Here is a 14,023-nt window from a genome sequence, read left to right as displayed (position 1 = left end):
CCTTGAAATGTAATTCAAATTTATATTTGTTTCCTAAACATCAATTAAACTCTGATTTGACTTTTTTCAGGGTTTCATAATATTTTCAGTACTATGGGGATAAAAAAAAATGATGATGAAAATGGAATTTGAACACTATTTTTTAATTAGATTTTGGCCTTACAGTAAATGTTGTTTCCTTTGAACAACCATCATAGCCGAATAGATCTCCTCCTCCATCGTAATGCACGAGGAGAGTGTAATTACCAGGGTTAATATTCTTTGTATCTATCTGTACCGATGCTTCTCCTGTAGGCCAACTTGTCTCTGTTGTTCTATGGAAAAAAATATTATTATCATCAGATATTCCGGAATATACGTAAAAATATAGATCTTCACCTGTTAGAGGGTTGTCCCAAAGATAATTTGTTATCCATAACTGTGCTGTGATTGTTACTACATCACCCTGTTCACAATTTACATGAGTTACACCGTCTATATGGGTCTGTTTAGGATCTTCTGCTGCAACTGAGCTAATACTTGACACTAATATCAGTGCTGCCACCATCAATGGTATTATTTTGTAAACTTTAGAATTTCCTTGTGTATTGAACATTTTTTCCTCCAAGATTTTCATTGTTTAAGCTTGATAATAACTTAATTTTTAATGTAAAAGTTTTAATATTTAAATGTGTTTATATTGTTCCTAATTTAACTAAACTGCAATGTATAATGAAGAATGATCATATTCGTGATTTTGTTCAATATTTCCAGAATATGCCAAATTTAATGGTTGTTATTTCCGAGTTGAGGATATAACTTGTAATGAAAGTGGAATCTATGTAGCGATAACAGATCATGATCATCTTTTTTGATATATTCTATGAAAACTATGTTTGACAACCTACACACTTATCAGTTAAATTTATATATGTAAACTTTTAAATCTTACTTACATTAAGTTTTGTTTGTATCAAAGTTAGATGGAAATGAAAACTATGACAGAAACTAAGATAGAATTCAAATGTCTAAAATGTGGAACTCACTACGATCCAAACATCAACCTTGAATGTCCAGTGTGTGGAAAACAACAGAAATTATCAACCCATCACAATTCAAAACATATCATAAAAACACATTAACTCAAAAAAAAACACCTATCAAACTAGAATAATTAAAATTTAATTTTATCAATTTTTTCTTTATTTAATTACTTACTTTAAGAAAATAAAGGAAGTGGTGGATCCCTAATTTTAACAAATGATAAAAAAAATGAGAAATTAGTTGAAGATGGATTCTTATAGTACAGGTTTTATAGTTAACTTTTTCCTGTTTTAAACTTAATAATTGTTGTTTTAGCTAAGTTATTGCCGGCATTATCCTTTAAAGCTCCACCTGGGATGTAAATCTGATAATTATTATATGCAAATCTTTTACTTACCATCTTAATATTCAGTGTGTTGTTTTTTATTGATTTGCTGATTCCAACTTTTTTTCCTGTATTCAAATTTTTAATATAAATATTCGACCAGTTACTGCTTGTTTTAATGTTCTCACTGAATTTAATTGATATTGGTGCTGTTCTTGAAAATCCTTTCGAATAATATGTGTTAGATGAAACCACCTTTGGAGCAATCTTATCGATGGTGTACTTTTCTGTATAAACTGGGGATTTTTTACCATTTAGTATTGCAATAAACTTCAGTGTAGTTGTGGTTTTAATGGTAAATAGGCCATTATACCTTTTGCTTTGATTTGTTGGTGTGGTATTGTTTAAAGTGTAATAAATTGTTCCATTTGCATTCATTTTAAGAACAATATTCTTATCAATATTGTAAAGCCCAGTTTTACAGTTAACAGTTGCTGTAAGGTTTATATCCTTAACAGGATCTACAGTTTTGTTGTTGTAAACTAGGGTGTCTACTGCATTTATAAATGCATTTGCATCTGAATCTTTTTTAGTTAGATTATCGTACATGTATGTTTCATAAATTATGGTGGGTATTCCATATTTTGCAATGGGCATTGTAACATATTCTGGACTTGTAGGATCTGGCGGAGTGTATATAACTAAAAATGGCATTTGACTGATTATTTGATTTGCATAGGTGGTTGTGATGCTTGTATTTGAAATGGGATACAAAAATCTGGCATAATCGTAACCACTGTCCAGGTAATGATTTTCGTGAATATCCAACGTCAAAATTGGGTTTTCTTTAGGAACATCAGGCACTATAAACTGCTGACCTAACAACTGTCCGTTCATTCTTCCCTTACTATAGTCATCTGCATCTTGAGTAACGTGTATCTTGTAAATAACATATCTTTTAGTGAGATTCAATGTCTGGTTTAATAATGCATTGGCAATGGCTGTGTGTATACCATTTTCTTGAGGATGTAATCCAACAATGAGAACTATCGTTTGATTAGAGCTTTGATTACCATACACTTCTTTTTCAACATAACCATAACTTGTGTAACCCAAAAGATTTGTACAATTTATTTTATTTGAAACACAGTACCAAGAAGTTAAATTAACATTTTCCGGTAAAACATGGTTTGTTTTATATGAATTTAAAATATTTGAGTACATATAAACCAATGATTCAAAGCCTATGCTGTTTCCAGTGCTTGTTTGAGTAGCATAATTAGGTGCACGTCCTTTAGAATCCATAAAATCCTTAACTCGTTTTGCAATATCCAAATATTCAGTTGAATTTATGTTGCTGTTTGTGATATTTTCTGAAGAATTGGTTGCATTCCCATAAATTCCGAGATTAATCAGATCGTTCGATGTACTGTTTATATTTAATATCACTGTTGTTAACAGCTCTAAAAATTGTGGCATATCCACCACAGATCCAGAAATATTCAAATCAACTGGAAGTGTATTATTTGCATCAACGTAGGATAGTATGGAGTCCGTTGCATTGATCACTTGGTCAGATGTGAAAGACACAGGGTCTGCGGCCGATACAGCTGACATGCTTAGAATAAATATTAAAATTAATATTGGAGTAATAATTAATTTTTGCATTTCAGGTCACTATTCATTTTTTTTTAATTATAATTACACTTATAATTATCATGCTCAAGAACATATATATTCTTTGGATAATTAGCTAAATTTTATAAGGTATTTCAATAAATGAATCGGTATTATTGTACTGGATAATATAAGTCTCTGTAAATGCTGAAATTTGTAAGATTAACAATGAAATAACTTGAATTACTAGAAGACTCGCTTTTTTTACTCGTAAATTTGATAAAATAGTTCTAACATCTAAAAGAAGGATAACTATGGGTGATGAAGAGTTAGTTGCATCAATTAAATTAGGTTTTTAATAAAATTTGTATTTGGGGTTGTTTCAAGTAAAAAAATGGAAAATTGGATAACAGTTTTATTTCTTAACTGCTATTCCTCCAATTACCATTAATAGACCCACTATGAGTGGTGCTATTGGTAGTCCGGTTTTTGGTAGTTTAGTGTTGTGGTTGGTGTTGTTTCCTGTTCCGTTGGTGTTGTTGGTGTTGTTATTGTTATTTTTTATGACTTCGATATTTACTGTCCCGTTTTGTGTCACGTTTGCTGTGGTGTTTGATGTTATGGTTGGTATTATGGTGTAGTTTCCACTTTTTAGTGCTTTGAGTGTGATTTTAAGGTTTGGATCACCTACAACCACGTTGTTTAATGTCCATGTGAGTGTTCGTGTCACTGGGTCAAAGCTCCATGTCCCGCTGTCTGTGTTTCCGGTTACAAATTCGAGTCCTGGAGGTATTTTAAAGCTTACAACTACGTTGTATGCTGTGTCAGGTCCGCTGTTTCCGAGTTTGTAGTTTATGGTGAATTTTTCACCAACCTTTGGATGTGTGTTGTTCACTGTGGTCTTGATGTATAGACCTGCCCATGGAGTCACATTTAACTTACCAGTTCCGTTGCTTCCAGAGTACACATTGTTTCCATTGAAAACTGCATTTATATTGAAGTTACCAGAAGTATCTCCAAGGTAATATAGTGTTGCGGTTCCTGTAGAGTCTGTTGTTGCGGTTCCAATTGTTTTGCCGTTTATACTGAAGGTTATGGTTTGACCAGCTAGGGCATTGCCATTTTCATCAGTTAAAACTGCAACTAAATTGGATTTGTCTCCATGTTTTACTGTGGTGTTTGGAACAGTTACATGGGTTGTTATTGGATTTACTGTGAGTGTTGCCAGGTTTCTGGATGGTTCGTAGATGTCATCTGCATAGGAATTTGCATAAATTACGTAATTTCCCATGGTTTGTGTTATGGTGTAGCTTAGTGTGGCTGTTCCAGTTGCATCTGTAATTGCTGTTCCAATTTTTATATTGCTTATGTAGAATGCTACGGTTTTTCCACTGAGTGGATTTCCGTATTCATCTGTTAAAACAGCCTTCAAGTTTACATTGGCTCCATGTTTGCCAGAGACATTTTTAACTGTGAGGTTTGTTTCGATTGGATTTACTGTGAGTGTTCCAGTTCCAGTTGAAGATGAGTATATGTCATCTTTTTGGAAGTTTGCAGTGATTGTGTAGCTTCCAATGGTTTGTGTTATGGTGTAGCTTAGTGTGGCTGTTCCTGTTGCGTCTGTTGTTGCTGTTCCAATTACGTTGTTGCCTATACTGAAGGTAACAGTTTTTCCACTGAGTGGATTGCCATTCACATCCTTAAGTACGGCTGTTAAGTTGGTTTTTTCTCCATGCTTACCTGTAACGTTGGTCACGGTAATTTTGGTGTCTAAGTGATTAACAGTGAGTGTTCCTAATCCTGTGGAATCCTGATATAACGGATCGTTTAGTAATGTAGCGTTGACTGTGTAAATCCCTGGATTTTCAGATATTTGGTAGTTAAATATGGCTACTCCCTCATTGTTTGTGGTTGCACTGCCTACATTAGAACCGTTTACATAAAAGACTAGATCTTTTCCTGAAATGGGATTTCCATTTTCATCCTTCAATGTGGCTTGAAGATCTACATGATCACCGCGCGCACCTTTAGTATCAGATACTGTAATGGAAGTAGGGATCTTGTTAACAGTTAATTTAGATGTGTATGATGATAGTTCGTAGGGGTTGGCTCCTGGGAATGATATGATGATGTTGTAATTTCCAGGGTTTCCAGTGATTGGGTAATAAACTGTTACGTCTCCATGGTAGTCGGTGGTACCTGTTATATCGCTGCCTTTGATGTTGAAATGCACTTTCTGACCTTCCAGTCCATTTCCAAATATATCCTCTAGGTGGGCCTTAATTGCAACTTTATCACCCACTTCACCAGTCACATCGTCAGAGGAAATTTGGGTAGGTATTAGCATCACCATTAACTTACTGGTGGCTCCGCTGTCACCGTATATGGTATCAGTTCCATCGTAGTTAGCATTTATCATGTAGATTCCAGCCTTCCATGATGATGGAATGGTCCATTGAGCAATTGCTAGGCCGTTAATTACAGGAACGTTTATGTTTTGATCATTGATTGTGAAGGTTACATATCCGCCGTTAACATCATAGCCATTTTCATCAGACACATCTGCTATCAAGTCGACAGTTTGTCCAGGGTAATTTTGAGCTGGATGCACATTAACATTTGTATCAAGTGGATCCACAGTTACAGTTGCTTGGAGTTTTTGATTGCCTGAACTTTCTTTTACAGTTCCAGTTCCCACTTCTTTTCCTGTGTAAATTGCAGTAGCCACTCCATTTTGGGTTAAGCCCGGCGTTGTGATAGTTCCAAGATCTGTTGAGAAGTCAACAATTAACCCGTCGGGTATGTGGTTGATTGAAGGATCGATAGGGGTCGTAATTTGTGTAGATGGATTGTATAGATTGTTGAAGTTTGCTATGAATTTACTAGTATCTCCACCTTTCATATAGTATTTATCAGCCTTTAACATCATCAATATCCAGTTATCTGCAGTATAATCTTCATAAATTCCGTTTGGTCCATTATTTGAACCCCACCAGCAACTGTTGACATTTAAATTGTTGTTCAACCTGTTGTCGATGTTGTTGGTTTGGCTAACTTGGTTTGCAGTGTTATTTACGAAACTGCAGAAATGCATCCTCACATTCACATCCGAACTGTAAAGAGTTAAAACGCCACCTGAACTAGCTGCGCTGTTATTTATGAAGACACAGTTGTCGAAGGTTTCATCCCCATTAAATGAATAGACACATCCTCCGGAGTATGCTTTGTTTCCAGTGAAGGTACAGTTGCTAAGGGACAGTGTTCCGTTGGAGTAAATTGTTCCTCCTCCTGTTGAACTCAATGAAGCATCATTGCTGATGAAATCTGTATTAGACACGGCTAATGCGCCATCATCCCCAATACAAATGGCTGAACCTCCTCCTAGGTAACCGTATGTAGTTTTGCACTTGGTGAATACACAGTTATCTATGGATGTGTAACCCTCGCTATATATTCCTCCTCCAAACTTGCTGTTTCCATTGGTTATGGTCACACCGCTGAGAATGAAATTTGCATTATTAGCTATTAAAAATATATTAGATGAATCTAAACCAGAAATTATAGTTTTGTTTTTCCCAGCACCCATTATTGCCATGCTGCGGTCTATTCTGATGTTGCTGTTTCCAGCTCCACTGTAGGTTCCACCTGAAATGGTTATGGTTCCTCCGTTGTTCACAGTTTTCGTTGCATTTTTAATGGTTAACTTGGCAGTTTGAGGGGTCAAACCATCATTTGTATCGCTTCCTGATGATCCATTGACGTATATATGGTCTCCACTAGCTGCAGATGCACTGCTCATGCATATGAACAGTAAACCTCCGAATATTAATAGGATGAGTAATCTTGTTGTAATTAAATTGTTTTTCATATTTTCACCTCCTTTAAAGTAGTTTTAATTACACAAAACTAGTATAATTATACAAATCTAAATACTTTACTAATTTCTTTCACTCCATCAATAAGGATTGATGAGCGTTTATTTCACCAATGCATAATTAGATCTCTATTCAATGGATTTTAAAAGTTTTTAGAAGATTTTTTTCAACTATTGGGGAATTTTTATTGCAGGAAAATATGGGCATTTTTGGATGTAATCACTCAAAAATGTGTATTCTGGGAAGCTGAGGGTTTATAGTATTTTTTTTGGACCAAGATGGTGCACCTCAAATGCGTATTATTATATCTAAAAAAGGTCATACAATTATAAAGTGTCAAAGTTACAGGATGGAAATTTTAAATTGGAGGGAAATGAACCATGTTTGATCCAAAATTTAATTACACCCACCAACTTGTAGATGTTTTATCACAAATATCGGCAGCAGATGCGATTATTAACAATACTAACCTGTTTAAGTCGTACGATCTACTTTTTAAAGACAGTGCAATGGTTAAAACAGCATATCACTCGATATCCATAGCAGGAAATCCACTCACAATTAAACAGGTCAACCAACTCTTCAATGGTGAAGAGGTCCAAGCAAGTGAGGTTGGTGTGTGGGAAGTACTAAACTACTTCACTGTGATTGAAAAACTTGATAAATTCCATGAAGCAGGACTCAATGAAGATACCCTTGGGGAGATAAACAGGTACCTCACAACTGGAACTTTAAAAAATCCTGCATTGTCTGGAAACTACAAAAATTCCCAACTCAAGGTAGCCATGCATGAATTTTTCACCTGGCTTAGGAATGAAAATTATCTGCACCCAGTTTTAACTGCAGCCATAGCCCACCATGCCATTTTAAACAAACTACCCTTCTCCAAAGGTAATGGAAAAACAGCTCGGGTCATGGTGCACCTGATTTTCAAACAGAAACAATTCAACTGTCGCGGCTACTACCAGTTAGATGAAGAATTCCATGAAAACATCACAGCTTACAAGGAAGCAGTGCTTAAAAGCACAGAAACTGAAGACATGACCAACTGGCTGGAATACTTTGCAGGGGTTGTATTAGTTTCAATACTGAGGACTAAAAAATATGTTCTTGATATCTACAGAGAAAAATGCATTCCCCATAACATGAATCAGCTACCAATTTCTCCCAACGAAATCAAGATATTCCAGTTTTTAAGGGTTCATAAAAGGATAAGAAGTCAAGATATACAGAGGATGTTTGGAGTATCACACCCAGGAGTATTCAAGTACATACAGAAACTCCTAGATTATGGTGTTATTAAACCATTGGGTCGTGGAAGAAACACTTACTACGTTTTCAAACATTAAAAGCAACTTAACATTTTGCTTATAATCAGTCACTGTAGTTGGGCATACCACTATCTGGAAATGGATTAGGATCATGAGATAACTGAATACCAATTCCATTTGTTACAATAACCTTTGAGGATTATTTAAATCTTTAATTAGTTTTCTAATTTGGTTTTCAAAAACTTTATAGTATTATCCAGTCCTTCATCCAAGGATACTGTTGGTTTCCAATCAATCAGACCTTTAACTTTAGTAATATCAGGACATCTTAGTTTAGGATCGTCTTCTGGCAGTTCTTGATAAACAATTTTTGAATTTGAATTAATTTTTTGTAAAATTATTTCTGCAAAATCTATAATCTTATATTCGTCTGGATTTCCAAGATTCATTATTTCTCCATCCAATCCATCCTTGATGGAAATTTTATAAATCCCATCAACCAAGTCATCAACGTAACAGAAACTTCTGGTCTGTTTCCCATCTCCATACACAGTCAAATCTTTGTGTGTCAATGCTTGTGCAATAAAGTTAGGAACAACTCTACCATCATTTATTTTCATTCTAGGCCCGTAGGTGTTGAATATGCGCACTATTCTAATGTCAACCTTATTTTTCCTAAAATATGCCATTGAAAGGGCTTCTGAAAATCTTTTTGACTCATCGTACACTGATCTAACACCATGAGTGTTGACATTTCCCCAGTAAGATTCTGGTTGGGGATTGATTAATGGATCTCCATAAATTTCTGATGTGGAGGCAAATATATACCTAGAATTTTTTTCTTTAGCAATTTCCAAGGTGTTATGTGTTCCAAAGGAATCCACCCTTAAAGTTTCCAGTTGATACTCCATGTAATCCTCAGGGCTTGCAGGACATGCAAAATGGAGAACAATGTCAATATTATTCTCAATTTTTATGGGATTTATTATGTCATGTTCAATGAATTCAAAATTTTCATGATCAATGATATCAGAAATATTTTCTGGACTTCCAGTAAGGAAATTATCTATTCCAATAACATAACATCCTTCTTCAATGAATTTAGTTGCCAGATGACTTCCTATAAATCCTGCAACTCCAGTTATTAAAACTCTTAACATTAAGGTCTCACCTTCAAAATTGTGTTTAAACAATGATAAATGGAATTTAGCATTTTTTTATTAGTAATATTGTGAATAATTATTAGAATTTCTATAAACCTATTTGATTGGTTTATTTTTTTAATTTTTCGATGAAATATAAATGATCCTAACTCTTTTCATTAACTTTTAGGATTTCAATAAAGAATTACGGAACTTCTACGGTCTTGGGCATTTATAAAAGTTAAAAGAAATAATCTATAATATTTTTATTTGTATAAAATCAAATTATATAGTATATTCAATGATTTTAATCATGAACTTGGCTGTACTACAGGGGATTTATTGTTGTAAATAAATAATGGGGATGGTATTTATTTCAGATAATTTTAACCTTAGATCGAAGGCTTACTGGAAAAAAATGGGATGGGGACTTTTATTAGGTTTAATTGGTGGTATTTCCGCTTTGATATTTGTTGTGTTGATGAATTTTGGTCAGAGCTTCTTCGTACCGCACATCACCCAGAACTGGACACCATTTTCTGGGCCGTGGTGGATAGTTCTGTTAATGACTGGTGTTGGGGTTATAATTGGACTCATACATCGATACACTCCAGCTAAGGAGATGGATGTGTTTGGATCCTTTGACAAGGGTTACCTAGATCCCAAACCCATGCCATCATCAGTTTTCGCATCCCTCATTTCAATAATTGGAGGTTTCAGTTTAGGTCCTGAGGTATCAACTGGAATGTTATCAGGAGGTCTTGCAAGTTGGATCTCAAAGAAACGGAACTTGGATCCTGAAATTACCAAGACCAACTATCTGAGCAGTGTTTCAGGGGCCTGGTCAGGTTTATTCACATCCCCCCTGGCAATGATCTTAATACTCCTTGAAACCAAACACAAACAATCTGTACTCTACTACGGCACACTTTTAATTGCAGGACTGGCAGCCGTGATTGGATTTAGCATATTCTACGCTTCACAGGGATTTAACTACTCCTCACTACTGGGAATTTTATCACCTCCAGAGTACCATCTGGAAATCTGGCACTTGGGTGTGGCGATAATCATGGGAATAATCGCGGTACCTGTGGCACTGTTGTTTGTGGTGTTTACCAAGATATTTGACAGACTCATAAAACCCTTGGACAAGAAACCTGTGATTAGAAGTACAATTGGAGGTCTGCTCCTGGGACTTTTAGTTTTTGCACTGCCTGTAACACTTGGACTTGGAACAACTTCAATGCTCCTTGTGTACCAAAACGCTGCTGAAATAGGTGCAGTACTCCTACTCATATTTGCCATAGCAAAGATGGCAGCACTGACAGGAGCCCTTAGATTTGGATTTATAGGCGGGCCAATATTTCCCCTCCTATTCACTGGTTCATGCATGGGTGCCCTGATACACCTTATCTTCCCTGCAGTGCCTGTGGGTCTTGCAATGGGATGTATGATAGTAGCAGTACCCGCAGCAATTGTACCAATTCCATTTGCCCTTGCAGCCATCGGCATAATAATTATAGGAGTATCTCCGCAAGATGCCCTCCCAATAATAATAGCTGCACTGGTTGCATTTTCCACAACCAGGGGATTCATACTCAAGGGAGAAGAGGTTGAAACTGTGTAAAAGTTGGAAACAATTCAAAATCAATTTCTTATTTATTTCCAAGTGTTATCCAACGAACTGTGGTGTATAAAAAAAAAGGGATCTGTTGTGGGATGTGTGATATAGTATGATAGAGTTACTTTTCTTCTTCGTAGTACTGCTTTTTGTATCAATTTTTTCGGCGGTGATTGGAAGGTTGCCAGTGAGCTTTCAGATGATATTTATACTTGCAGGAATGGCTGTTGGATGGGCTGTGACAGGTTACATCGATGTTAGCAAACCTCCATACTCAACCATCATATTTTTAGTAGCAGAGATTGCACTGGTCCTGGTTCTCTTCACAGATGCTTCCAGGGTGGGTCTCAGGGCCCTTAGAAACAATCTCAGCACGCGGCTTTTGATGGTGGGACTACCATTAACCATAATATTTGGAGTTGTGGTGGCAGTACTACTGTTCCCATCCATACCATGGTGGGTTGGAGGTATCATAGGGGCTGTTCTCGCACCCACAGATGCTGCCCTGGGCCAGATAGTTGTTCAAAACATCAAAGTGCCAGAAAGAATAAGGAGAACCATCGAGATCGAAAGCGGATTAAACGATGGTGGAGCAGTTCCATTTCTTCTGGTTTTCATAGCCATAGGATTGGCTTCAGAAGTTTTCAGACCAATGGGTTACTTTGTAGAGGTTGCAGTGGAACAAATAATTTTCGGAGCAGTTGTAGGTTTACTGATAGGTATTGTAGGGGGTAAAATTATCTCCAAGGCCCGAGAAAATAGTTGGATCACACCAGAATATCAGAGGATCGCCTACCTGTGCCTGGCACTCATGACCTTCTTCGTTGCGGATGAAATAGGTGGGAGTGGATTCATAGCAGCCTTCATAGGGGGTTTATCCCTGGGCTATGTTATTAAGGATGCTGGGGACATGTTAATTGATTTCTCAGAGGCAGAGGGGCAGCTCCTAAATTTAGCAGTATTTTTCCTCCTGGGAATAGTTATCCTGCCAATCATTCCCCTCATAACATGGCAGGTTGTGGTCTACGCAGTGTTAAGTTTGACTGTGATAAGGATGATACCGGTGGCACTTTCTTTGATTGGAACCAAGCAGAGTCTGGATTCCATCCTTTTCATTGGCTGGTTTGGACCCAGGGGACTTGCATCAATTGTGCTTGCACTCTTGGCCATATCAGAATTGGATGTTTTTCCAGGGGACACCACCTTTATTTCGGTGGTTTTCGTCACGGTACTCCTGAGTGTTTTTGCCCATGGATTATCAGCATCCCCACTCTCAAATCTCTACGCCCGAAGAATCAAAAGGAAATCAACTTAAATGGTGGGTGTGGATGTTAAAGATTCTTTATTAAAGCCTTAGTTGTATAAAATGTTAATTTAAATTTTTTTCTCTTTTTTCTATGTTTGTTTCAGTTTATGTGATCTTAGTTTTACAATAAAAAAACAATAAAAAACACTTATTGTGAATAAAAGTTCACATAAAGAAAACTATATTTATTGGTTGGTTTCATAAGCATTGATTGAAAACTAACAAAAAAAATTGGGACCGGTGTGAAAAATTGGAATAAAAATCAGTAAAAATTTTTTCAAACCATTAATATCTGAAACAAGTTCTCAGCAGCTATGGTTTATTTTATTGGCCATATGTCTTGTTAACTTCATGTTCAATTTTTACATAGGAATGGTGAATATCACCCTACCAACCATTACAGAATTTTATCATGCTGATGTCATAACAGCAACCTGGATATCCAACATCTACCTACTAACCCTCACAATATCAGTAATATTCCTTGGAAGGATAGGTGGGCTGTGGAGTAGGAAAAAATTTTTCATAGCAGGAACACTGCTCTGGGTTGTAACATCTCTGCTCTGTTTCTACTCAAATTCTCCAGACACATTAATACTGCTTCGGGCTGTTCAGGGATTTGCAGCTGGATTCATGGCATCTGTGTACTACGCTATTCTTGATAAAACATTTCCCAAGAAAAGACTGGGATTTGCACTTGGATTCTTACTCATAGCACTCTCAGGAGGCTACGCAGTAGGGCCCCTTGTGGGCGGCTACATAGCAGCCTACCTTGGCTGGCAGTACATATTCCTGGCAGTCATTCCATTCGGACTTTTAAGCGTGGTTGTGTACCTCTTCACAGCACAAAAACCCCAAGCTGACCATGATCTTGACCTCTTAAATCTACGGGAGAAATACAGGGTGAAGTACCCCAAGTTAAATGGTAGAGAAATATTCACCAAGATACTCGACTGTAAAGGAGCCATTCTTCAGGCAGCTGCCCTCTTCACCATAACCATCACCCTCATCATGGCACAAAAATTTGGATTCAACATCTACGACGTGGTGCTTCTAATACTCGCAATGATATTCGGAGGACTGTTTGTATGGGTAGAAGCCAAACACGAAGAACCACTCTTCAGATTCACGGTGTTTCGAAGCATCACATTTTCAGCCTACATCACAGGCCTACTACTAAACTACATCATACTCTACATGGCCCTCTTCATACTACCATTCTACCTCCAAAAGGTTATAGGAGTGCCTGTAAATGTATCAGGAACACTGATAAGTGTGGTTTGGTTTGCAGCCATGATAATTTCCTTAATTGCAGGGGGACTCGCAGATAAAATAGGTGTTAAACCCCTGGCCATAACTGCCGGTGTGAGCTGCCTAATCGCAACCATACTAATCCACAGCTTCCAAACCAGTGCCAACTGGTACTTCATAATAGTGGCCTTCATAATCCTAGGGTTGGGATACGGATTTTACCAATCACCCAACAACAAGATGCTCCTCTCTGTAATACCTGCAGAGTACAAGACACAGGTTTCAGCCATGATGACCCTGACTAAAAACTTGGGATCAGTTCTTGGAAATGCCTTTGCAGGACTGATAATAAGCACAGCCATATCACAATCAGCCCTAAGTGGCAAAATGGTTCTTACAGGATCCCAAGCAACAGACTTCATGAATGGATTCGAAAGCATATTCCTCTTCGGAGCGGTTTTAAGTGTGATACTGTTAATTTCAACCTTCGATCTCGAGGGATACATAAAAAAATACAGCATCACCCAGACCAAGATCAAGGACCTTTTCAAATTCAACAACAGAGGACATCCAAAAACTTGAAAAAAAACTT

At 36.8% G+C, this 14,023-nt stretch carries 9 protein-coding genes; 5 read left to right on the top strand and 4 right to left on the bottom strand.

What is annotated here, in order from left to right; all coding sequences use genetic code 11:
• Positions 1–142: 142 nt before the first annotated feature.
• Positions 143–595, bottom strand: coding sequence for a hypothetical protein (locus METBO_RS07960; protein WP_013645181.1), 453 nt, complete (start codon positions 593–595; stop codon positions 143–145).
• 382 nt (positions 596–977) lie between these two features.
• Here METBO_RS07960 and METBO_RS13635 point away from each other — a divergent pair, with 382 nt between their 5' ends.
• A complete protein-coding gene (locus METBO_RS13635) occupies positions 978–1,121 on the top strand; it encodes a hypothetical protein (RefSeq protein ID WP_013645180.1) in 144 nt (47 codons plus the stop codon).
• A 176-nt stretch (positions 1,122–1,297) separates the two neighbouring features.
• Here the strand turns inward: METBO_RS13635 and METBO_RS13035 are convergent, their stop codons facing one another.
• Both METBO_RS13035 and METBO_RS07950 read right to left on the bottom strand, forming a co-directional pair.
• Complete coding sequence (locus tag METBO_RS13035) at positions 1,298–2,965, bottom strand: pseudomurein-binding repeat-containing protein (RefSeq protein ID WP_158304902.1); 1,668 nt, start codon at positions 2,963–2,965, stop codon at positions 1,298–1,300.
• 415 nt (positions 2,966–3,380) lie between these two features.
• Positions 3,381–6,833 carry an Ig-like domain repeat protein gene (locus METBO_RS07950; protein WP_013645178.1) on the bottom strand — a complete coding sequence of 1,151 codons (3,453 nt, stop codon included), beginning with the start codon at positions 6,831–6,833 and terminating at the stop codon, positions 3,381–3,383.
• 387 nt (positions 6,834–7,220) lie between these two features.
• Here METBO_RS07950 and METBO_RS07945 point away from each other — a divergent pair, with 387 nt between their 5' ends.
• Positions 7,221–8,189: a Fic family protein gene (locus tag METBO_RS07945; protein WP_013645177.1), complete on the top strand. Its 969-nt coding sequence runs from the start codon at positions 7,221–7,223 to the stop codon at positions 8,187–8,189.
• Positions 8,190–8,326: 137 nt separating this feature from the next.
• Here the strand turns inward: METBO_RS07945 and METBO_RS07940 are convergent, their stop codons facing one another.
• A complete protein-coding gene (locus METBO_RS07940; RefSeq protein WP_013645176.1) occupies positions 8,327–9,271 on the bottom strand; it encodes a UDP-glucuronic acid decarboxylase family protein in 945 nt (314 codons plus the stop codon).
• Positions 9,272–9,617: 346 nt separating this feature from the next.
• Between METBO_RS07940 and METBO_RS07935 the strand changes: the two genes are divergently transcribed.
• The 3 genes from METBO_RS07935 to METBO_RS07925 all read left to right on the top strand — a co-directional run bounded on the left by METBO_RS07935 (position 9,618) and on the right by METBO_RS07925 (position 14,013).
• Entirely contained in the window at positions 9,618–10,880 is a 1,263-nt protein-coding gene (locus METBO_RS07935; protein WP_048186624.1) for a chloride channel protein, read from the top strand.
• A gap of 106 nt (positions 10,881–10,986) precedes the next feature.
• On the top strand, positions 10,987–12,189 hold the full coding sequence (locus METBO_RS07930) for a cation:proton antiporter (RefSeq protein ID WP_013645174.1): 1,203 nt from the start codon (positions 10,987–10,989) through the stop codon (positions 12,187–12,189).
• 240 nt (positions 12,190–12,429) lie between these two features.
• A complete protein-coding gene (locus tag METBO_RS07925) occupies positions 12,430–14,013 on the top strand; it encodes an MFS transporter (protein ID WP_013645173.1) in 1,584 nt (527 codons plus the stop codon).
• Positions 14,014–14,023: the final 10 nt, after the last annotated feature.

Source organism: Methanobacterium lacus (assembly GCF_000191585.1).
In the GTDB taxonomy this organism is placed as follows: domain Archaea; phylum Methanobacteriota; class Methanobacteria; order Methanobacteriales; family Methanobacteriaceae; genus Methanobacterium_B; species Methanobacterium_B lacus.
This window is presented reverse-complemented; position numbering and strand designations above follow the sequence as displayed.

Coding starts and splice junctions, on each gene's coding strand:
- METBO_RS13635 (WP_013645180.1), top strand. CDS start 978: ATGACAGAAACTAAGATAGAATTCAAATGTCTAAAATGTGGAACTCAC.
- METBO_RS07960 (WP_013645181.1), bottom strand. CDS start 595: ATGTTCAATACACAAGGAAATTCTAAAGTTTACAAAATAATACCATTG.
- METBO_RS07940 (WP_013645176.1), bottom strand. CDS start 9,271: ATGTTAAGAGTTTTAATAACTGGAGTTGCAGGATTTATAGGAAGTCAT.
- METBO_RS07945 (WP_013645177.1), top strand. CDS start 7,221: ATGTTTGATCCAAAATTTAATTACACCCACCAACTTGTAGATGTTTTA.
- METBO_RS07935 (WP_048186624.1), top strand. CDS start 9,618: ATGGTATTTATTTCAGATAATTTTAACCTTAGATCGAAGGCTTACTGG.
- METBO_RS07950 (WP_013645178.1), bottom strand. CDS start 6,833: ATGAAAAACAATTTAATTACAACAAGATTACTCATCCTATTAATATTC.
- METBO_RS13035 (WP_158304902.1), bottom strand. CDS start 2,965: ATGTCAGCTGTATCGGCCGCAGACCCTGTGTCTTTCACATCTGACCAA.
- METBO_RS07930 (WP_013645174.1), top strand. CDS start 10,987: ATGATAGAGTTACTTTTCTTCTTCGTAGTACTGCTTTTTGTATCAATT.